The organism is Pantoea sp. ARC270, from assembly GCF_003236725.1.
In the GTDB taxonomy this organism is placed as follows: Bacteria; Pseudomonadota; Gammaproteobacteria; order Enterobacterales; family Enterobacteriaceae; genus Pantoea; species Pantoea anthophila.
In genome coordinates this window covers 60,899-83,383 of sequence record NZ_PUGA01000006.1, presented here as the reverse complement: position 1 = coordinate 83,383, position 22,485 = coordinate 60,899, and the positions used below count along the sequence as shown (strand labels likewise).

The 22,485-nt window shown below is 48.9% G+C and carries 14 protein-coding genes, 1 tRNA gene and 1 pseudogene; 9 read left to right on the top strand and 7 right to left on the bottom strand.

From position 1 onward, the window contains the following. Positions 1-225: 225 nt before the first annotated feature. Together CKF42_RS04820 and CKF42_RS04815 are read left to right on the top strand one after the other, a co-directional pair. Positions 226-1,686, top strand: coding sequence for a DUF262 domain-containing protein (locus CKF42_RS04820; protein WP_111207663.1), 1,461 nt, complete (start codon positions 226-228; stop codon positions 1,684-1,686). After that, a complete protein-coding gene (locus CKF42_RS04815) occupies positions 1,687-3,708 on the top strand; it encodes a DUF262 domain-containing protein (protein WP_111207662.1) in 2,022 nt (673 codons plus the stop codon). A 51-nt stretch (positions 3,709-3,759) separates the two neighbouring features. Here the strand turns inward: CKF42_RS04815 and CKF42_RS04810 are convergent. Next, positions 3,760-4,895 (bottom strand): IS3 family transposase gene (locus CKF42_RS04810; protein WP_111207661.1). Its coding sequence is split into 2 segments (ribosomal slippage): positions 3,760-4,649 and positions 4,649-4,895, totalling 1,137 coding nucleotides; the frame shifts between segments, so codons are not numbered across the junction. A gap of 212 nt (positions 4,896-5,107) precedes the next feature. On the opposite strand from CKF42_RS04810, the gene CKF42_RS04805 reads away from it, so the two are divergent. The 5 genes from CKF42_RS04805 to CKF42_RS04790 all read left to right on the top strand — a co-directional run bounded on the left by CKF42_RS04805 (position 5,108) and on the right by CKF42_RS04790 (position 14,838). Beyond that, on the top strand, positions 5,108-5,353 hold the full coding sequence (locus CKF42_RS04805) for a helix-turn-helix transcriptional regulator (protein ID WP_111207660.1): 246 nt from the start codon (positions 5,108-5,110) through the stop codon (positions 5,351-5,353). Beyond that, complete coding sequence (locus CKF42_RS04800) at positions 5,340-8,285, top strand: SNF2-related protein (protein ID WP_111207659.1); 2,946 nt, start codon at positions 5,340-5,342, stop codon at positions 8,283-8,285. The genes CKF42_RS04805 and CKF42_RS04800 overlap by 14 nt, the downstream gene beginning before the upstream one ends. Before the next feature lie 50 nt (positions 8,286-8,335). Beyond that, the gene (locus CKF42_RS21485) at positions 8,336-9,226 is read left to right on the top strand and encodes a hypothetical protein (RefSeq protein WP_369974596.1); all 891 of its coding nucleotides are present in this window, start codon (positions 8,336-8,338) and stop codon (positions 9,224-9,226) included. A gap of 120 nt (positions 9,227-9,346) precedes the next feature. Next, entirely contained in the window at positions 9,347-11,476 is a 2,130-nt protein-coding gene (locus CKF42_RS04795; protein WP_369974597.1) for a DNA methyltransferase, read from the top strand. Next, a complete protein-coding gene (locus CKF42_RS04790) occupies positions 11,476-14,838 on the top strand; it encodes a DEAD/DEAH box helicase family protein (protein WP_111207658.1) in 3,363 nt (1,120 codons plus the stop codon). Before CKF42_RS04795 ends, CKF42_RS04790 begins: the two co-directional genes overlap by 1 nt. Before the next feature lie 154 nt (positions 14,839-14,992). Here the strand turns inward: CKF42_RS04790 and CKF42_RS04785 are convergent. From CKF42_RS04785 to CKF42_RS04770, 4 genes and pseudogenes are all read right to left on the bottom strand, one after another. Beyond that, positions 14,993-16,256 (bottom strand): annotated as a pseudogene (locus CKF42_RS04785) (tyrosine-type recombinase/integrase). A 188-nt stretch (positions 16,257-16,444) separates the two neighbouring features. Next, a tRNA-Leu gene (locus CKF42_RS04780) sits at positions 16,445-16,529 on the bottom strand. A gap of 208 nt (positions 16,530-16,737) precedes the next feature. Next, the gene (locus CKF42_RS04775) at positions 16,738-17,769 is read right to left on the bottom strand and encodes a DUF1176 domain-containing protein (RefSeq protein ID WP_111207693.1); all 1,032 of its coding nucleotides are present in this window, start codon (positions 17,767-17,769) and stop codon (positions 16,738-16,740) included. 11 nt (positions 17,770-17,780) lie between these two features. Beyond that, positions 17,781-18,809 (bottom strand): DUF1176 domain-containing protein, encoded by a 1,029-nt coding sequence (locus tag CKF42_RS04770; protein ID WP_111207657.1) that lies wholly within the window; start codon positions 18,807-18,809, stop codon positions 17,781-17,783. A 265-nt stretch (positions 18,810-19,074) separates the two neighbouring features. On the opposite strand from CKF42_RS04770, the gene CKF42_RS04765 reads away from it, so the two are divergent. Both CKF42_RS04765 and CKF42_RS04760 read left to right on the top strand, forming a co-directional pair. Then, a complete protein-coding gene (locus CKF42_RS04765; RefSeq protein WP_111207656.1) occupies positions 19,075-20,088 on the top strand; it encodes an HNH endonuclease domain-containing protein in 1,014 nt (337 codons plus the stop codon). Continuing rightward, positions 20,085-20,750, top strand: a complete 666-nt coding sequence (locus CKF42_RS04760) for a bifunctional 2-polyprenyl-6-hydroxyphenol methylase/3-demethylubiquinol 3-O-methyltransferase UbiG (RefSeq protein ID WP_111207655.1) — start codon at positions 20,085-20,087, stop codon at positions 20,748-20,750. Before CKF42_RS04765 ends, CKF42_RS04760 begins: the two co-directional genes overlap by 4 nt. Positions 20,751-20,868: 118 nt before the next feature. Here the strand turns inward: CKF42_RS04760 and CKF42_RS04755 are convergent, their stop codons facing one another. Both CKF42_RS04755 and CKF42_RS04750 read right to left on the bottom strand, forming a co-directional pair. Further along, complete coding sequence (locus CKF42_RS04755) at positions 20,869-21,867, bottom strand: YsnF/AvaK domain-containing protein (RefSeq protein ID WP_111207654.1); 999 nt, start codon at positions 21,865-21,867, stop codon at positions 20,869-20,871. A 16-nt stretch (positions 21,868-21,883) separates the two neighbouring features. Then, positions 21,884-22,285 (bottom strand): DUF2382 domain-containing protein, encoded by a 402-nt coding sequence (locus tag CKF42_RS04750; RefSeq protein ID WP_111207692.1) that lies wholly within the window; start codon positions 22,283-22,285, stop codon positions 21,884-21,886. Positions 22,286-22,485: the final 200 nt, after the last annotated feature.

Genomic DNA, 22,485 nt, shown 5'->3' with positions numbered 1-22,485 from the left:
ATCAAGCGATGTTGGATAAGCTCACATCGATACAAAAAATTATATGTTCATTATCATTCCTTGATTCAATAATGTCATGCAACGATGGGTATGAAAAAATGCTTCATAGGGAGCGGACATGAGGACATCAAAAAAAGAGCTGCTGGAAATTTCTTCCTATTTATCAAGATATGGTAAAGAAAAACCGCTAAGTGACTTTACCCAGCAGCCATTGGAGCCACAATCATGACGATTAAGCAGCCCGTCGAGGTCTGCATGATGGATTTTGCCACTTTGTGCGCCAATGGAGCAACTTTACAGCTCGACCACTACCAACGACCCTATGTTTGGGATAGACACAAGGTCAATCAGTTGCTAGAGGATTTGGACGAGTTCAGGCACAGCGGCAATGGGCAGAAAGTCTATTATCTAGGTACCCTATTGCTGCATCGGAATGACGAAAAAAAAGCCCGCTATGTGATCGATGGCCAACAGCGCCTCAGTACCCTAGCAGTGCTGTATCATACTTTGCACAATGAATTACCCAAAGGGTTAGAATTTCATTATCGCTCTCCCATCTCAGCTCGTAATTTGCGAGTAGCACGCAAGCTAATGAGCGAACATCGTGAATCAGCTCTAGAGCCATCCATTGTTGAGCAATTGTGTTTTACGGTGATCACAGTTGAGCGCGAAGATCTCGCTTTTACCTTTTTTGATACTCAGAATTTTCGCGGAGTACCACTTAAAGCGACTGATTTGCTCAAAGCTTATCACCTGCGGGCTGTGAACGGACCCAACGTACGGCATGTAGAGTCATTGCAGCAAATCTGTGCTCGGCGTTGGGAGCATGTTCAAATGGCAGGCCCTAGGCGGCAGGATTGTGAACAGCAAGATTTTGCACCCGAGCTGTTTCAGTACTATTTGTGGCGTGCCCGCAATTGGCGGGGTAACAAGAAAATGGAGCGTGAAGATCACGATAGTCTGCTGGAAGCCTTTCAACAACAGAGTGTTGGTGGTGGTGAGATTGATGAGATCCCGCTCTACCCGGGTTATCACAATCAATTTGCCAATTCCCTTAAATTGCAAAGTAGCGATGACTATCGCTTGGCATTGAACCCTTTACAAATTAGTGGAAGTGCGGCGAATTTACCATTTACCTTGCGCCAGCCCATTCATAAGGGCATCTGTTTTTTCCTTTACGCTCAAAAATATGCCTCTTTACTTGATGCACTTTTATACCAACAGAATACCTGCCACGAATTAGAGGCATTCCGAGAGTTTTATCGGCGTGTGGTACGTGCTAATGCCTATTACTTGCAGGAGCTCTTTAACTTGGCCCTTCTGATGTATGTCGACCGTTTTGGTTATCAACATCTATTAGCCTTTGCAGTGGGTTTGGAACTGGTGTTGGGGGGATTACGGTTGGAGAAAAGTTATATCTTTAAAGAATCACCACTCAAGTACTTACGTGACGCTCCTTACAATCTGCTTGATGAGATATGTGGAGCCTATCGCCCACAAGAGGTGATGGCATTCTTGCGTTCTGAAATCGAACGTAGTAAGGGATACGGGAATGCTGTTTCCATCGTCCTCTCTAAAGGCGTTCAGGGGCGTTACCTTAATGCGTTGCTGGATTATTTCAATCTTGATGGTATCCCTGAGGGTGACAGTTGGGTACTTAAAGGTTGGCTAGGGATGGAAAAGTAGATGCAATATGAATCAAAATTAATGACACTGTCTCAACTCATTGATGAAAAACGACTTTTCAACATTCCTATCTATCAACGCCTCTATGTATGGGGTAGTGACCAGATCAAAGTATTACTTGATGATCTAGTCTCCGCCTGTAATGCCGACAAGGATGTATTTTACTTGGGTAGTACGCTGGTTATTGAGCAAGGAAGGACAGAATCTGGGCACCCCTTATTGGATCTGATTGATGGTCAGCAACGTTTTACCACCTTGTGGTTGCTTAGCGTAGTAATCGAGCGACTGCTCTCATCATCGAAAAACAGTGAGCGAAGCCAAAATCCCCTTTCCTGTTTTCTCTATGCCCAGTTGGGAAATAGTCGTGAGCCGCGGATTCGGTTTGCCATTCGCCCTGAGGTAAGCCATTTTTTTGCAGCCTTACTTGATGGCCGAACTGCATCTGATGAGCAAAAGGCCGCTGCGTTGAGTTATGCGATGCAGGTCATGGAGGGTTACTTCACCCATAGAACGGATGACACCCACCGGATTGATCTTGTCAAATTGGGTACGTTCATCCGTGATCGGGTTCAACTGGTATTGACCCTGGTACCGGCCAACACGGACCTTAACAAGTTGTTTGAGGTCATCAACAATCGCGGTGTGCAGCTGCAGCACCATGAAATCTTGAAAGCTCGCTTGCTGGCGTTACTGCCAGATAGCGCTGAGCGCGAAGCCTATGGCCAGATGTGGGATGCCTGCTCATTTATGGGGGCCTATGTCGAAAAGAACCTACGTACCGTTAAAGGAATAAAGCTGATCCCGCTTTATAATGTCGAGGATGCTAAACGAGACCGGGAGATGCTCTCTGATCCCTTGGTTATACGTGACGTACTGCTGGAATTAGGTACACAGCAAGACCTCAGACACCACTCATTAGACGATATCCTCAATGATGAGACACTCCTGACGGAGCCATCTAACAATGCTTCTGAAAATAACGAGGCCTATGAAGCCGATGATGTACGCAGTATTATCGGCTTTTCCATGCTCTTACAGCATGTTTTACGCCTTTTTCTGTTACATCAGCAACGCGATGATATCAGCAAAATCCTAGACAAAGAGCTGTTACAGATCTTCCAGACTCATTGGCTAGCGGGGCTAGCCCAGTGTGAGAAATCAGAACAAGCCAATCAGATACGTCGCTTTATCGAGTTGTTGTGGCGTTGCCGCTATCTGTTTGACAAACATATCATCAAATGGATTAGCGATGATGCTAATGAAGAAAGTCATGGTATTCGTCGCCTCCGAGTGAATGAAAATCGGAACGGTTACCAAAGCCTTATTCGCGCTAGCCGTGATGCCGATAGCGGGTTTGCTATGTTACAAAGCATGCTCTATCACTCACAGCAATTGACCACCCATTACTGGCTAACTCCCCTGCTTAGTTACCTACTAAACCATGGCGGTGAAGGTGCCCACCGATACCTGCAATATCTGGACAATCACTTGCTTTGCAGTGGCAGTGAACAACCACTGATCGAACGAACCCGTGCGTTTGTGTTAACTCCATGGTGCGATAGCTATCCGATCCGCGATATGCAGGCAGTGCTGAGAGCTGATGAGGGAATCGGATTTTCTCACTACTGGTTTTACAAGCTGGAATATATTCTTTGGGAGCATTACCGCTTTCAAAAAGGGAGTGCCTGGCAGGCATTCCGAATGACGGCCAGAAATTCAGTGGAGCATGTTTCCCCACAGCAGCCTGAGCATTTTGATTCCAACCGAGTGAGCTCTGAAATACTGGACTGTTTTGGTAATTTAGGGCTAGTTTCACGCAGTATCAACTCAGAGTACGGCAACAAACCCTATGTTGAAAAACGGGCTCGTTTCATTGAGCGTAACCAGAGCAGGGTGGACTCACTCAAATTAGCACTTATTTATGAAAATGAGCAGTGGAATGACGTGCTAGCATTGGCTCATCAGCAACAAATGCTTGAGGAATATAACGCATATTTTTCTGAGGTGGAGCTCGGGAAATAGCCTTCAGTAGAAATCCTGGACTGCCCCCACGCCCGCAGACAAGTTCTGTCCTCACGACGAGGCCTGTTCGAAGGCCTCCGGACTGACGCCTGCAAGGTGGCTGTGGCGGCGCATCCGGTTGTAGAAGACTTCAATGTAATCGAAGATGTCGGCGCGGGCCAGGTCGCGGGTTTTGTAGATCCGCTTTCTGATGCGTTCTTTTTTCAGCGAGCTGAAGAACGATTGTGCTACCGCATTATCCCAACAGTTGCCACGTCGGCTCATACTCGGTGCCAGATTGCTGGCCCGGCAGAAGCGCTGCCAGTCGTCGCTGCCGTACTGACTGCCCTGATCTGAGTGCACGATGACCTCGCTTTCCGGTTTTCGGCGCCACACCGCCATCATCAGTGCATCCAGTGCCAGTTCGCGTGAAAGCGTGGGTTTCATCGACCAGCCCACCACATTACGGGCAAAGAGATCGATAACCACCGCCAGATAGAGCCAGCCCTGCCAGGTGCGGATGTAGGTGATATCGATCACCCAGACCTGATTGGGTTTTACCACGGTAAATTCCCGCTGCACGCGATTGGGCGCTACCACTGACGGACGGCCTGCGATACGGCGTGGTGTTTTATAGCCACGAACGACTTTGATTCGGTTCAGTTGCATGATGCGTCCTACCCGATTCTTACCGCAACTTTCACCGATTTCTTGTAAATCGCCATGAACCCGACGATAACCATACACGCCACCGCTCAGTGCAATTGAATCGCGAATAAGCGTCAGCAGGCGCTGATTATCTTTATCTCGCACCGAGACCGGGTTGTGCAGCCACGCATAGAACCCGGCTCGTGCGACATTCAGTACCCGACACATCGTCATCACACGCCATACAGAGCGGTGCTCATTGATAAAGCGGTACTTCAGTCGGGCTCCCTTGCAAAGTACCGCGCGGCCTTTTTCAGGATATCCCGTTCTTCTTCAGTACGTTTTAGTTGCGCCCGAAGCTTGAGGATCTCGCTTTTCGCATCGAGTAAATCTCGCGCGTGTTGCTCGCTGTTATCGGGTTTTATGGCACGCAGCCATTTGTACAGGCTGTGTGCGGAAACCCCTAACCGGTCGGAAACTTCAGCAACGGAATAGCCGCGCTCAGTTATCTGCCGAACGGCTTCTTCTTTAAATTCAGGTGTAAATCGTGGTGTGCCCATAACGGCCTCCTATGCTCAAAATATAGGGCAGGATCGTCTACCCTGGCGGGGGCAGTCCAGTAGGCCAAGTACGTTCACATAAATGGGTCTAACCATCTCTAATACCAGCCTAGCTGTGCACAATGTAATCTCAACTTGCAAAATGCTATGCAAATTTAAAGATAATGGTATGCTTCTGACCAATATTGACATTAACAACAAAAGGCACAGCCATGATCCGCTGCCACCTCGCCCGAATGATGGGTGAACATAAGCTGCGTATTGCCGACGTTGCCAGAGAGACGGGACTCAGTCGTGCTACGGTAACGTTGCTCTATAAAGAGACTGCTCAAAAAGTGGATTTGGACACGATAGAAAAAATCTGTCTGTTATTTGGCTGTGGCATTGGCGATCTGCTGGAGCTTCAAGCTCACGGAATTAAAGCCGATGGAAAGGAATTAAGGGATGCAGATCACTGAGTACCACGCAAAATACTACGCCCATGAGCTCACATGCCTTCACGCGGCAGACAGTGTGGATCGGCTCTCACAGTCCCTGTTCGATGCAACGGTAGATTTGAATCCTCATCAGATTGACGCTGCACTTTTTGCTTTGCGAAACCCCTTGCAGCAAGGTGTATTACTGGCGGATGAGGTCGGTCTTGGCAAAACCATTGAAGCCGCTCTCGTCCTCTGTCAGCACTGGGCGGAACGCCGACGTCGTTTGGTGATCGTTTGCCCGGCCACATTGCGCAAACAGTGGGCGCAGGAGCTGGCTGAAAAATTTGCACTACCCAGTAGTGTGCTGGACACAGCTGCGATCAAGTCAAGCGGGGTGTCGCCAGGAACTTATCTTGCAAATACTGCAGGCAAAAAGGTAATGATTATGTCTTACCATTTTGCAGCCAAATTAGCCGACGACTTAGTGACTGTGCCTTGGGATCTCGTCGTTATTGACGAAGCCCATAAGCTAAGAAACGCCCATCGAGCAAGTAATCGCATAGGGCAAGCGCTTAAGTTGGCATTTAATGGTCGGCGCAAAGTGCTGTTAACTGCGACGCCTCTGCAAAATTCCTTGATGGAATTGTATGGCCTTTCAACGCTACTCGACGAACATTTGTTTGGCGATGAAAAGACATTTCGGAAACAGTTTATTCATGGTGAAAGCGCCACAGATGAACTGAAGCAGCGATTGGCGGGTTTTGCCAAGCGCACTTTACGTAGCCAAGTACTTGAGTACGTGCGCTACACCAAACGCCAAGCCGTCACTCAGCCATTTAAACCCACAGATGCGGAACAAGACCTTTATGAGCGCATCTCTGTCTTTTTGCAGCGTGAAATATCCTTTGCATTACCTAAGCGCCAGAGACACCTAACTGGCTTGATATTGCGAAAGCTCCTGGCATCAAGCCCGTATGCCATCACCGGAACTTTGCAAACCATACTCGAACGGTTGCAGAAAAAATTGATGGGTGACGATCAGTCAGATGAAGACCTGGCGACTCAGTTGATCGAGCAAGATGATTTAGAAGATGACTATATGGATGATGCTGATTTTTCCGATGCTGAAACGGACGAATCGCTATCAGAAACGATGGGAGTACCTTCAGGTTCGCCCGATGCAACCATAGAACTACAGGCTGAAATCGCAGAAATCGAGTCATTCATTCAGCAAGCTCAATCTTTAACGACTGATACCAAAGCGGAAGCGCTGCTCACTGCGCTAGATTTAGGCTTTGCCAAAATGGCAGAACACAATGGTCCGAGAAAAGCCATCATATTTACTGAATCCAAGCGCACTCAGCAGTTTTTAGCCGATTATCTCGCCAGTCATGGTTATCAGAATAAAATCGTCACCTTCAGCGGTACAAATACTGGCCCAGAAACCAATCAAATTTACCAACGCTGGTTACAGCAATATCAGGGTAGTGACCGGATTACGGGCTCCGCACAAGTTGATAAACGCACAGCGCTTATTGACGAATTTCGCGAACACGTAGAAATCATGATAGCAACCGAAGCGGCTGCTGAAGGTGTTAACCTGCAATTTTGTGCATTGCTGATCAACTACGACTTACCCTGGAACCCTCAGCGCGTCGAACAACGTATTGGTCGCTGCCATCGCTATGGGCAAAAGCATGATGTCGTTGTCATTAACTTCTTAAATACTCGCAACCAGGCCGATCAACGGGTGCTTGAACTGCTCACTGAAAAATTTCAGTTATTTTCTGGTGTTTTTGGTGCATCAGATGAAGTGTTAGGGCGAATCGAATCCGGTATTGATTTTGAAAAGCGTATCGCCCGCATTTACGATACCTGCCGTAAACCAAAAGACATTGAGTTGGCGTTTGAAGAACTTCAAAAAGAGCTAGAAGCAGATATTAACGACAAGCTCAAGCAAACCCAAAGCCAGCTTATTGAGCACTTTGATGAGGACGTTCACGACAAACTTAAAATTCAGTTGGATGCTACCCTGGCGCGTCTCGACAAAGTTAGCCGTTGGTTTTGGGGCGTCACCCGTTTTGCACTTAGTGATAAAGAAGGCGATAAAGAAATTGCCAATAAATTGGGAGCGAAAGCTCAGTTTGATGAACACAATTACAGTTTTGCACTAATACAGTCGCCCATTGCCAATGCACCTGCCGGCCGCTATCAACTGGTGCGGTCGCAGCAAAACCAGCAGCGGCAACAAGATTTTATGGCGCACGCTTACCGCCTGAACCACCCGTTGGGTGAATGGTCGCTCGATACCGCCAAAGCCAGCGCCACTCCAGTGGCTGAGTTGGTATTTGACTATGCAGGCCATGAAACCAAATTGAGTGTAATCGCCGATCTAGTTGGAAAATCCGGCTGGCTACGTCTCGACAAACTCACGGTGAGTGCTTTGGACACGGTAGAAAGCTTGTTGTTTTCAGCAATCACCGATGATGGCAAATCGCTGGATCAAGAAGCCTGTGAGAAACTATTTTCTGTTCAAGCCAAAAAAACACAATGCACTGCGAATGCAGAGTCACCCGTGCTATTAGCCAACAATCAACAGCGGCGAATTGAAGCCAGTCTTGCGCAATTTATAGAGGAAAACCAGCGCCTGTTTAATGCTGAACGGGAAAAGCTAGAACGCTGGGCCGATGACAAATTGCTTGCCAGTGAAGGAGCATTAAAAGACACCAAAGCTAAAATTGCCCAAGTAAAACGTGATGCTCGCAAGGCGCCAACACTAGAAGAGCAATCAGAGCTACAAAATCAGTTGCGCGATCTAGAACGCCAACAACGGCGCCAACGGCAGCAAATTTTTGATGTGGAAGACGAGATTATGGCCAAGCGCGATGAACTGATTGAAGCACTGCAAGAGCGGCTCACGCAAACCACAGCAACAGAACATTTATTTACCATTCGTTGGCAAGTGGCTTAATACCAAGCTGGCAAATGAAAAATTGTGAAGTTACGAACACAGGAATATATATGAGTAAGTTTAACGAGCTAGTCACTAAACTAAGAGAAGTTTTCCAGATTGATCGCCCCGAACTGGATTTTGGTGTTTATCGCATCCTCAATGCGCGTGCCGATGAGATCAATGAATATCTGGAAAAACGCCTTAAAGAAAAAGTAGAACAGGCGTTGGCTAGTGGCAGTGCAGCCAATATCGGTCAGCTCAAAGACGATTTGAAAAAGGCCGAAAAGGCTGCAACTGATGCAGGCTTTGACCCAGCTGAGTCTCCAAAAGTTAAAGAAATGAAAGCCAAAATAACCCAGGCCAGTAGCGGCAACGCCGAACATGAAAACGCCGTATTTAGCCACCTGCTGACCTTCTTCTCTCGTTATTACGACAACGGCGATTTTATCAGCCAGCGTCGTTATAAAGGTGACACCTACGCCATTCCCTATGCCGGCGAGGAAGTCATGCTGCATTGGGCCAATAAAGACCAGTACTACATCAAAAGCGGCGAAAATTTCTCCAATTACTCGTTTAAATTAGATGATGGCCGTGTGGTGCACTTCCGCTTGGTTGCCGCCGACACAGCCAAAGACAACCGCAAAGACAACGACAAAGAGCGCCGCTTTGTATTAGCTGAGCAGAAGATCATTATGCGCATCGACGACGAAGGTGAAGGGTATGAAGAAGAAATTCTTCCGGTAGAGGAAGTCATCAAAAAAGACATCGATGGCAACGAAACGAAAGAACTCATTATCCGTTTTGAATACAAAGCTATGCCGAAAGGCAGTAAGCAGGATAAGTTAGTCGAAGCGACAGTCAGTGCGGTGGTCGCTGATGGCACTGTGGCCAGCCGTTGGCTGGATTTAAGCAAGCGTGAACCGACGGAAAAGAACCCCAAGCGCACGCTGCTTGAATAGCACTTAACCAACTACACCACCAAAAATACCGCCGACTATTTTATCCATAAAAATCTCGGTAAGTTCCTGCGCGGCGAGTTGGATTTTTATGTTAAAAACGAAGTGATACACTTGGATGACGTGCAGAACGCAGAAGTCTTTAGTGATATAGGAAATAATCTGCGTATGATTCAGTGCTTGCGCAGCATTGCGCTGGACTTAATTAAATTTTTAGCGCAATTGGAGGATTTTCAGAAGAAGCTATGGACGAAGAAGAAGTTTGTAGCACAAAAGGATTATTTGATCTCAGTGGATTACTTAGAAAGCGATCAGCTTAAAACTGTATGCCAGAATGAAAGGCAAATAGCGCAGTGGAAAAGACTTGGAGTGATATCAACTGGCAACCTTAAACCAGATGTTCTTGCGCAATACAAAGGCCTAACGGTTGATACTTCTCTGTTTGACATTGATTTCAAGAATTTACTGCTAAACCAAATTGACAACTTAAGCCAAAAGATAAACGGCACATTAATTAGTGGTGATAATTTTCAAGCTTTGAGGTTTCTCGAAGGAAAGTATAAGAATAGTATCGATGCAATTTATATTGATCCGCCCTACAACACGGATGCATCTGCAATTCTTTACAAAAATGACTTTAAAGATTCGAGTTGGCTCAGCTTTATGGAAAGCCGACTGGAAGTTGCAAATAGACTGATGAAGCCAAGCACACTGATATCCGTCGCCATTGATGATGAAGAAGTCTCGGCTTTGCGCTTATTAATGAATAACCTGTTTCCAAAGGAGGCAGGCGTTGGAGTGGTAAAAGTTAATCCACAAAGCAGAAAAACAAAGGGTAAATTTTCGCCTGTCCATGAATATGCTCTTTTTTATGGCAACTCAAGCGATTCGCAACCGGCATCAATCGGCTATGACGAAGCAAAGCTCGATCGTTATCCTCTTGAGGATGATCAAGGCCGATATGCTTGGATGAACTTTATTCGTGCAGGAAGTAATGACAAGCGTTCCGATAGGCCGAAGCTTTACTACCCTATCGTGGTAACCGAAAGAGGCCAGATGCGCGTACCCAAAATGGCTTGGAATGATTTAAATCAATGCTATGACGTTCTTGAGGATATAGCAGCCGGAGAAGTTTTAGTATATCCAGATAAGTTTGAAGATGGCGTCAAAATTGAGAAAAACTGGCAAAGAGGGAATGTCAGAGTTGCGACGGAATATAACGAATATCGTGTCCGCAAGAACAATGAGGGTGAAATTAGTATTGACTTCAAAACAAGGATGGATGCTAACGCACTTCCTACAACTTGGTGGGATAAGAAAGAATACGCTTCAGCGAACTTTGGTGCTGCTCAGCTTAAAGATTTATTTGGTGAAAAAAACTTTGACTTCCCGAAGGCAAAAGGTCTCGTCAAGAATGCCATTCTTGCGTGCATCGGAAAAGAGCATGATGAAAAAGTTGTCCTTGATTTTTTCGCTGGCTCAGGAACGACAGCACAAGCTGTTTCTGAGATAAGACGAGAAATTAACCCTGAGGCCAAATTCATTATTGTTGATCAGGGAGAGTATTTCGATACACTGATAAAACCTAGGGTGCAAAAAGTCAATTTTTGTTCTTCTTGGAAGAATGGAAAGCCTGTTAATTCCAGTGACGGTCTCTCAAGTATTTTTGAAGTTATTAAACTCGAAAGTTATGAGGATGCTTTAAATAATCTCGAACTCAATAATCCGAAGGCTGATCTGTTTGAAAATAATCCCGAATTCAAAGACGACTACCTGCTTAACTACATGCTCGACGTAGAAAGCCGTGGTTCACTGCTTTCCACTGACGACTTTAAAAAGCCCTTCGACTACACCATGAAAATTGCGGTGGATTCCGCCGGTGCCTTCAAAGAGCAAAAAATCGATTTAGTAGAAACCTTTAACTACCTAGTCGGCTTAACCGTAAAGCATATGGATGCGCAGCCTGAGCGTGGTTTTGTGACGGTAACTGGCACCCTGCCCAACGGTGAAACCTGTTTGGTCTTATGGCGCGACTGCGAGAAGATCGATTACGAAGGCCTCAACAAACTATGCGATAAGCTGGCGCTAAACCCGGCAGACAATGAGTTTGATGTCGTCTACATCAATGGCGATCATAATATTCCCACGGTACTGTCTCAAACAGCCGACGAAGGTGGCGAGACGCGCGTATTAAAACTGCGCCAGATTGAACCGGAGTTTTTGGAACGTATGTTTGCCGAGGAGGAGATTTAATGGCCCTCCCAAAATCAGCAGCAAAGACAAAGCTTAAGAAACGGAGCTTTCATCAAGAGTTAGTCCTCAACCGTTGGATGATGCGATTTTTTAAAGGCAATGAACTTGCCGCACTAAAACTTCGCTTGGGTGATGACCTGCACGAAGGCATTGATGAAGACGGTCAAACCCTGTTCTTTCATGAACTGACGCGCAACCTGTTTGAAGTGGACCGGATTTCCGAGGCCGATTTACGCCGCTACGATTTGCATATTGTTGAGCACTGGCAGGCTATTACCAAACACCGTAATCAACTGGAAGGCCATGTGCTGAACATGAAGTACTTTCAGTATTTATCGTTGTTGTTCACGGAAATATATCTGGACTGGTACTTTTCCAAGCCACAAGCATTGCTTGATGGCCTGAACGAAGAGCTGGCATCGTATAGTAAAGAGCAAGGCGCAGAAACCTTTCAGACCTATATCGCCAGTGACTTGAATAAGATCGCGTTCTGGAATGCCACGGGCAGCGGTAAAACCCTGCTATTACATGTAAATATCAAACAGTATTTACATTATTTTCAGGCTGGCAATAGCAATCTGTACCCGGACAAAATCATTCTGCTGACACCGAACGAAGGCTTATCTAAGCAGCATCTGGAGGAATTAGAGCTTTCAGGTTTCAGTTTCAGTCGTTTCTTCGATAAAAACCGAACCAACACCTTTAAAGGCACCATCGAGATTATCGACATCAACAAGCTCGGTGACAGTATGGGCGATAAAACGGTTGCCGTTGAAGCCTTTGAAGGCAATAACCTGGTACTGGTCGACGAAGGCCACCGTGGCACCGGTACAGCCGCAGGTTCCTGGATGCAACGCCGTGATGCATTGGTACGAGGTGGTTTTGCCTTTGAATACTCGGCGACTTTTGGTCAGGCTGTGGCGAAGGGTAATACTGTCGTCAAAGCCGAAGAAGAGCTCTTGAAAAGGAAAGCCAAAACGCTGTTTGAGACAACGGCATTAAAGAAGCTGGATGACGCACAACTCGCACAGCTAGTCTTAACACAAGCGGAGCAACGCCAGGCCCGCGTGACAGCTACCCGAGAGATCTATGCGAAGTGCATTCTGTTTGACTATTCCTACAAATATTTCTACGACGATGGCTATGGCAAAGAATCACTCATTTTAAATATGAATGGTGAGGCCTACGAGCAAGCCGATAATGCACAAAAGTATTTTACTGCTTGTTTATTAAGTTTTTATCAGCAAACCTGGCTTTGGCAAACCCATCAAGGCAAGTTGAATGGCTTTAATATTGAAAAACCTCTATGGGTTTTTGTGGGTAATACGGTATCCGGAGAGGATTCCGACATTCTCGAAGTCGTGCAGTTTTTGAGTTTCTTCCTGAATGATGAGCAAACCATAAAAACCTGGCTTAAAGAGTTGGTCGATGACAAGGCGCAACTGCTCGATGCCAAAGGCAACAATATTTTCCAGGGGCGGTTTAACTCTTTAATGGGGTTCAGCAACAATATCGATGGCCTGTACGCCGACATTTTGCACAAGTTGTTCAATGCTAATACCCGCCAGCGTTTAAAGCTGGTGAACATCAAGAACAGTAAAGGCGAGCTGGCACTGCGTGTGGGCGATGCCGAACCGTTTGGCCTGATCTCGATTGGTGATGATAGTGGCTTTTATAAAACCGCAGAGGAACTGGATAGCTTCGACAGTGAAGCCGACGATTTTGGCGGTGCCCTATTCGGTACACTGAACAACAAAGACAGCAAATTAAATGTGCTGATTGGCTCTCGCAAATTTACTGAAGGCTGGAGCAGCTGGCGTGTATCCACCATGGGATTGCTGAACATGGGCCAAGGAGAAGGTTCACAAATTATTCAGTTGTTTGGTCGTGGCGTGCGCCTTAAGGGCAAAGACTTCTCGCTGAAGCGTACAGAGCCACATCAGCGCCCGAAAGGCCTGTACTTGGATAAGCTGGAAACCCTGAACATATTTGGCGTGCGCGCCAGCTATATGGCCGCCTTTAAGGATTATCTGAAGGAGGAAGGTATTACCCCAAGCGATGAAATCATCGAACTGGACTTCCCGACTCAACCAAACTTGCCGACCAAAAAGTTAAAGACTCTGGCGCTAAAGGATGGTTATAGAGACAACCAAAAGTTGGGCTTTAAACGGACCCACTATCCTTGGTTGTATGTAATCCCGGCAGAGTTTGACGGCAAGATCAAAACCCCGCATATCACTTTGGATTTGTATCCTAGACTAGAGGCGATCAGTACAACCGAAGGCAGCGCTGCACTGCAATTGAATGTGCGCCATGAAGGAAAACTCAACCAGGCACATTTTGCATTTTTTGATTTTGACCGAATTTACCTAGCGCTGCAGGCATTCAAGCAACAGCGTAACTGGAGCAACTTGCGTTTAGACAAGCAACGGTTGATCGATTTCTGCTTGGGGGAACATAGCTGGTATACGCTGTATATGCCCAAACCAGAATTTGAGGCGAAAAGCTTTGCTGACATTAAACGGTTGGAAGATATTCTGATCCGTTTATTATGTGACTATACGGAACGGTTCTACAAAGCACTGAAAACCGGTTATGAAGGTCAGTTTTATGAAGTGATCCCCATGCATGATGAGCACGGATCCATGCTCAAGCTCTACCACTTCGAAATTGATGACAGCGATGATGGTCATGAATATTTAAAGAAACTAGAAGCGCTTAAAGCTCTGGTTTCTAAGGGTGACTTGGGGGAGGCCAGCAAGTGGAATGCACCACACATGGTCGCAATAAGCTTTGATCGGCATTTGTTCTATCCACTGTTGTCTTTGGAAGATAAAGACGCGGTGCCATTAAAAATGCGCCCACTGGCGTTTGATGCGCCAAGCGAAATTCAATTTATTGAAGATTTGCAGGCATTTTATGGCTCGTCAGTAGGACGCAAGGCGATTGGTACGCGATGCCTGTATTTACTGCGTAATGCGGATTCAAGGAACAAGGGAATTGGGTTTGCAACGGCAGGTAACTTTTACCCGGACTTCTTGCTTTGGCTGGTTGATGATGCAAGCGGTGAGCAGTGGCTTTCGTTTGTTGATCCAAAAGGTTTAAAGCACATGGATCTGAACCATCCGAAATTGGGGCTTCATACCGAAATCAAAAAAATTGAGGCAGACTTAACCAAGCAGGCAGCAGCTGGCGAGCCAGCACTAACGCTCAATGCTTTTGTGCTTTCACCAACAAAATATGCTGATTTATTGAACGTCGGCGATAAAGTAAAAAAGCAAGAGCTGGAAGACAAGCACATTTTATTCATGGAAGACGGTGGGAGCAGCTACCTTAAAAAAATGTTTGACCGGATTAATTAATCACAACCAGCGCTCGGGAATCTCTAGCTCAAATTGCTGCGCTGCATATTTGAGCATAGAGATTATCTCCTAGTGATTGCTTACTAGAATAGTTGAATTCTGATAACAACGGTAAAAAAATACAGCGACCAACCTAGAAATACAGGCATTCAACTCACACGCCATTACCCCGATTGATCTTCGCATAGTCAAACGGCGTAATCCCCTTCTCCCGGTTTGCATCCAGAAAATCAGCCCACCACTGCAACATCAGCTTGCGTTCGTCCAGATGTTCCGCTTTATGGATATATGCAGCCCGCACCGAATTGCGTTCCATATGGCTCATCTGGCGCTCCACTGCATCCTTCGACCATAGACCTGACTCAATTAACGAACTACAGGCCATTGTACGGAAGCCGTGGCCGCAAACCTCAACCTTAGTATCATATCCCATGACCCGTAGCGCACCGTTTACGGTGTTTTCACTCATTGGCTTACGCGGATCATGATCGCCAATAAAGATCAGCTCATGTTCGCCACAGAACTGTTTTATCTGCTTCAGGATCGCCAGCGCCTGTTTTGAAAGCGGCACTAGATGCGGTGTACGCATCTTTGAGCCTCGCTGAGAATGTTTCACATCAGGAATAGGCTCTCGCTCAGGCGGGATGGTCCACATTGAAGTTTCAAAATCGATTTCTGACCAGCGAGCAAAACGTAGCTCACTAGATCGAATAAAGATAAGCAGAGTGAGTTCCGTTGCCCAGCGGGTTAGCGGCCTGCAGGTATAGCTATCTATTTTCTCAAGTAACTCAGGGATGCGTTTTAACTCCAGTGCCGGACGATGTTGCCTGTTTCCAGAAGTAACTGTCCCAGCCATCTCCTGAGCGGGGTTATAATCAATCAATCCACTCTGCACAGCATAACGCATGATTGCTGTGGTCGCTGTTGAAGACGGGCAGCAACATCAAGACGTCCAGACATCTCCACGGCTTTAATGGGTGCTATAAATCGCGAGTCTTTAATTCCGTGATATTACGCTCCCCGAGCTCTGCGAAGAGATTATCTTCCAGGCTTTTTAGCACACGATGGGCATGATCTTCAGACCACTTTTTATTGGTGCTATGCCACTCAATCGCCACCTCTTTAAAAGTATGGGCTTTTCTCTGCTCAACCTTATCACTTTTCTTTTTGTCTCCTGGATCGACGCCATTCGCCAACAGCTTACGCACTTCGTCGCGGCGTGATCTAGCATCCGCCAATGTGATTTCAGGATATACCCCAAGTGCCAGCATCTTTTGCTTTCCGCCAAATCGGTACTGCAAACGCCAGTGCTTAGAGCCATTTGGATGAACAAGAAGATGCATACCGTTGCCATCGGTCAGTTTGTATTGCTTATCCGTTGGCTTGGCTGTTCTGACTTTGATATCTGTTAGAGCCATGCCTATCCCCTCCCTGTTGGTACAAGCATTATCGAACAAGAAATACCATCATCTGTACCAACATCTGTTGGTAGATGTACGTTGAAGTCGGTTGACCTGAAGAGAGTTAATATAGCGGGAATAATGGTTAAATACTGGATTTCAGGCACAAAAAAAGCCGCCCTTAAGCGACTTAATTTTTTTTCCGATGGTGCCGAAGGCCGGACTCGAACCGGCACACCTTTCGATGGTTGATTTTGAATCAACTGCGTCTACCGATTTCGCCACTTCGGCACTGAAGGGATGCGGAAAACGTTGGGGATTATACCGTTACCCCCTGTTTCCGCAACCCTTATCCGCAGGCTAAGGTACAACTGCTGAAAAAACCATCTTTTCAGATTTTACGTTCATCAGATGACAGCCTTGCTGACGCTGATTACTCCCCTCACCCGCTCTGCAGCGGTTCCTCCGGCTCTCATGGTTCCCTGACGTAACCAAAGCGCTAACCTGAAACAGGCTTCACATCCGCTACCAGCGTGGGCAGATCCCAGGTGCCGCCCGCATGGATGTAACGGCACATACCGGTCCCGCCGTCATAGCTTTTGCGGAAAGCCTGACCATCCCATACCCAGCTCTCCTGGTTCATGCAGTCGCCGATGCCCCGGCCTTTCTGCACGCTGGTGATCTCGCCCTTGTCGTAATCCGATCCGGACACGGTTACCAGCACCGGCTGGCCTTTTAGCTGATTATCGATCACCCAGTAGCCATAGCCTTCGTTGTAAGCGGCTCGCCAGCAGAGCGCCGAAAGCAAGGCATGTCTCTCATCCAGTGGCGTAAGGGTGAGTCCATCGGTTTCCGGATCGCTGTTTTCGCCAGGTGAGTACAGGCTGTCGCACGTGTCATCGTCATTGCGATTGACGGTTGAAAGCAGTCGGGTTTTCAGCGCGTCGATTTCCGCATCGGTCAGCAGACGGGGTTCGCCGCTGACGGTTTTTGCTGCCTGGATAACCGGTGCGGGCACAGCCTTAGCCACGCTGCTTTCCGGCTTATTGCCCTTTCTGGTGAGCGCGCCTGGCGTGCCGATCCGGCCCTGTACGTCGTCCGCTTTCACCAGCACGGCATAGGCGCCTTCGCCGGAAAGCAGGAAAGGCTTTGTGCCGCCTTTAAATTCAACTTTACCGTTGCCTTTGACGGCGCTGATGACCGCAGAAGTCTGACTGGCTGACATACGCCAGTTATCATCGGCCGCCACGAGATCGCCGGCTGATTTCCCGTCGATCCACAGCGTCAGATTTTCCGCCGGTTCGCTGTCATCTTCTGTGTCGCCCAGCGTCACCTCTCCCACCGTCTCTGTTCCGGGTCCGGCGGCACGGGTGAGCAGGATGGAGCCGGACGGATCCTCTTCTTTGCCATAACCCGCAATGCGGCAGGTCAGCGTATTATCACAGGCGACTTCCCAGTCTTTGTGCTCAAAGGTGGTGCCGCTCTGGCTGGCCTGAGCCGACAGGGAGAGCATCGCCAGAACGAACAGCATCGGTTTACGGTTCACTTTATTCCCTCATGTTTTACGTCTGATATCAGCGTGGGTATCACTCTGTCACCGAGGGTACGTGGAAACCAGCAGCCATCGTTGATTTCCACCAGGCTTTGACGAAACGCCCTGCCATCCCAGACCCACTCTTCTTTAAACACGCAGCTGCCGGCACTGCTTGCCAGCGAAACGTTGGTGATGACACCCTTTTCCCAGGTCTGTGCGTCGGTGGTGACGGCCACCGGCTTCGCTTTGCGTTGCGCGTCGGTGATCCAGTAGCCGTATCCCTGGTTATAGGCTGCGCCCCAGCACTGGGTGGAAAGCAACGTGTGCGTTGCATCCAGTGGCGTGGCGGTAATATCGCCGCTGATAATATGGTCGTTGACGTCCTTCTCTCCGACTGCGGTCAGATAATCACACTCCTGGTCCTGGGTTAACGCGGCAAGCAGCTGCGGCCTGAGCGCTGCCGCCTCTTCTTTTGTCAGAACAAAGGGCTGTGAGTGACTGATCTGTGCCGCCTGGATAACCGGAACAGCCACGGCTTTCGCGACGCTCTTTTCGGGCCTGTCGCCTTTTTTCACCCAGGCACCCGGTGTGTTGATGCGGCCCTGCACGTCATCCACTTTCAGCAGGGCTGCATAGGCGCCATCACCGGAAAGCTGAAGGGTCTCATTATCCCCTCTGAACTCCACCGTGCCGCGGCCTTTGATAGCCTGAATCAGCGCCAGCGACTGCGCATCTGACAACCACCAGCGATGTGCTTTCTGCGTTGCGTCACCCACACGCTGGCCGTTGATCCAGAGCGTAAGCGTTGTCAACGGCTTCTGATTTTCATCATCCTCCGGCAGCATGATTTCGCCAGAGGTGGCGGTATCCGCGCCCGCTGCGCGCGTCAGCAACACGCCGCCCAGATTCTCTTCTGTGGTTTGCCCGCCGACACGGCAGGTTAAGGTGTTATCGCAGGCTACTGACCACGCCTTGTGATTAAAAGATACGCCGCTTTCCTGGGCGATAACCGGGGTGGCAAGCGCTGCCACTAGCATTACCCGCTTCTGAATAACCGTCACGCTGCTTCCTGTTCCCTGAATGTGAGGTGAGTGAAATGACAATCTGTTGTTAAGCAGAGGGCGTCCCTGCGGATGAGCCCGGCAACAGCGGCTATCATAATCTCTTTATGACCTTTTAACGCCTTTTTATCCCTGAAAGCGCGCGCTCCCCCGCCCGCCCTTTACGGTTTACATTTACCTGTGTTTGTTATCTGATCCTGTTACGTGAATTTTCGAGCTGCCTCGCAAAACAGGAACCTGCATGCGCTTTTACCAGGCCGATCCCCGCCTTGAAAACTACTGGCGCGGCGTTATTCTCTTTGGCAAAAATGTCGCCTCCTATAAGTTTGCCCTGGCCCATGCGCTCTATGACCTGAAGCAGCCAGACAGCGATCTGATTACGCTGGAGGCGCTGGCCGTGCCCTTTACGCGTCATTTATGTGCTCACCTGCGGGATGCCCCTAAACAAATCACCAGCAAAAGCAGCGGGTTTCTGGAGGCGTGCAGGCAATTCAATGCGGGCGACATCACCAAAGATCAGCTGATTGCCATTACCGTGAAGCGCGGCTTTGCGAATGTCATTGATGCCTTTCATAACGTGAATTACGCGGAGATCGACAAACGTTTCTTTCTGGATGAACGGCGCAGCCATAAAGGCATCCGGCTGACGGATAACTTTTACCAGCTGACAGAAAATGATCAGTTTGCCAGTCTGGTCGCGGAAACAGAGGCCAGATGGCGGCTGGTTGAAGAAGCCTGGGCGATGAACGTTTCACGTAACCTGATTGCGGTTGATTATGACGATAACGACAAGATGCTTTTCAGCCGTCAGAGTGGTCGTCGCGTCACTATTACCAGCTGTCGCAGCAGCCTGAACGGCTACCAGAAAGGCCGGTGCTTTTATTGCTTCCGGCCGATTGGCGTGACGGGCGGTGAGGAGAACCTGGCTGATGTCGATCACTTCCTGCCGCTGATGCTCAGCGAAGAGATCGGCAACCTCAACGGCGTCTGGAATCTGGTGCTGGCCTGCCAGACCTGTAATCGCGGTGCTCAGGGTAAGTTTGCTCGTATTCCCTCAATCGCGCTGCTGCAGCGCCTGAACGATCGAAACGAATACTTTATTAACAGCCACCTGCCACTGCGGGAAACGTTAATCCGCCAGACCGGCGAAACGCCCCAACAGCGGCACAGCTTTCTGCAGACGAACTGGAACAGGGCAAAATTTGCCCTGCTGCACGAGTGGCAGCCAGCAGCACAGGGAGACAGCCTGTTTTGAGCAATGAAGAGTATTACCGGGAACACGCTCAGCGGTTTTTTCGTGATACGGCAACCGTGGATATGTCGGCACTTTACCGCCCTTTTATCAGCGAATTGCCGCCCGGCGCACGCATTCTGGATGCAGGCTGCGGTTCAGGGCGTGACGTCCGAGCCTTTAGTGATATGGGCTTTGTCGTCGAAGCCTTTGATGCTTCCGCCGAACTGGTTGTGCTGGCCCGTCAGTTTTCCGGGAACGCGGTGGCGCAGAAGCGTTTTCAGGAGGTTGATGCGGTTGAAACATACGACGGGATCTGGTGCTGCGCCTCCCTGCTGCACATCTCCGGGGCGGAACTGCCTGACGTCATGACCAGGCTGGCCATCGCGCTGAAACCAGGCGGCGTGTGGTATCTCTCGTTCAAATATGGCCGCGGCGAGCGGGAAAAGGATGGCCGCAGATTTACAGATATGGATATGGCCGGGTTACAGAAACTGATTGATGGCGTTAATATTCGCGGCGCTCAGACGCTGGCGGAAAATAAGCCGCTGACGACAGCAGAAGCGGGCGCCAGGGAGAACAGGTTCGCTCTTGAGACAGCACACCTCTGGCAGACCGGTGATTTACGTGCCGGCCGGGGCAATGAGATCTGGCTGAATGCGATTCTCAGGAAGACGCTAAGCTGACCTCTCTGCCTCTCAGGCGAGGTTCCACCCCCACAAAAAAGCCAACCTCGCGGTTGGCTTCTTCGTGCATGCTCAGCATCGGGCATTGCCCTCAGCGCCTGTTGTCAGGGTTGGCGCCTCAGTGCGAATGGTCGTAATCACGATGATGCAGCTTGTTTTCAACCTTATCCTTCACTTCGCTGGCTTTCTCGCTCACCTTCTCCGTCAGGCTCTCTTTGTGGTCGCGGTTCTGCACGCCGGGTGAGGCCGTGCCTGCGGTTGCCGGTTTGCCTCGTGCCGCTGAACCCGGCAGTTCGCTATCCAGACCGCCGCGGGCGTGGTCGATATCCACTTCCTGACGACGGACCGTGTCATTAATGGTCTCGGTGCGGTCACTGCCATCGGTTCGCACCACCACTTCTTCTTTCACATGAGCCGTTTTGTTGATCACCGGCTGCTCATGGGTCTCCGCCACTTCGACGGTTTTCTCGGACCAGTCCACCTCTCCGGCCAGCGCAGGTTCATTCACCGAGCGGCGGAAGATGTCAGCGTGCTGCTCATGCAGCGAAATCTCTTCAGAGACGGTATCGGTCACCGTATAGCGGCGTACACGGGTCGAGCCTTCGCTGACCAGACGTTTGCCCACTTCAATCTGCTCTTCGGCCAGACGCAGAATGTCGGCTTCGCTCTCGTCACCGGTCAGCGAGGTGCGTCGCGGCTCAACCTGACGGTCGTTGGTCTCACCGGCAAACTGCTTACCCGCCGTCGGGTTAACGCCCGGCGCGGTTGTGCCGTTATTCAGGCTGCTCTGCATACGTGACGGGACATCCACCGAGTCATGCGAATGGAGAATCGTCATGGCGCGAGCCAGCTTCTCCTCTTCGGTGCGCAGCGTCAGAACCACGCCGCCTTTATCCATCGCCCGGGTATAGACATCCGCCTGATCTTTATCGACGGTATGGCCAAACAGGCGCTGCCAGAGGCTCGGATGGCGGACTGACTGCCCTTCCTGCTCTAAACGCTCTCCACTGATAAGACTGATGTCCCGATCGGAAAAGCCTGCTTTCACGAGATTTCTTTTCGCGGCCTCTGCCTGATTTGCAGAATCGAACAGTGTTACGATTTTTTCCTGTGCCATGATAGGTTCCTCTCTGTTAGCGGGTTTGATCGTCATCTCTCTCAACGTTCACCTGCTGCTCACGTCGGGTCACCACTTCCTGAAAAGGAACGTGTTCCTGCACTTTTCGGATGTGGATTTCCTCTTTAAGCACCAGTTTTCTGACGATTTGGATTTCTTCTTCAACTACCGGGACAATCAGTACACCGTTTTCTTCCCTGATATCGGGCATCGTCTCAACGGGTTGTGCTTTTGCTACATGCTCAACCTCAACCTTATCCCGGTTAAGCAGTGTACTGATGACCTCGTCATGCTCGGTTGTGGAACGGGTAACGCGGACATGTCCATCCACAATCTTTTGCTTCGTCAGGGCTATTTCCTCTTCAGCGAGTTTAAGCGCGACCTCTGCAGAGTTATTGTGTTCTGGCTGCCCAGCCATATTGACTCTCCCGTTAAGATTAAATATCTGCCACAACTGCCTGACACAGTGATTAAGCATGAACACTCTCGCTGATTTCGCAAGCCGGAATAATAAAATCCCCCGGCGAATGAAATTTATATTCAGCCCCCTCGATTAACATCAATCAAAATAAAACCTCAGTTTTTACCGCTGCGCTAAAAATAGAAAAACCTGTAAAA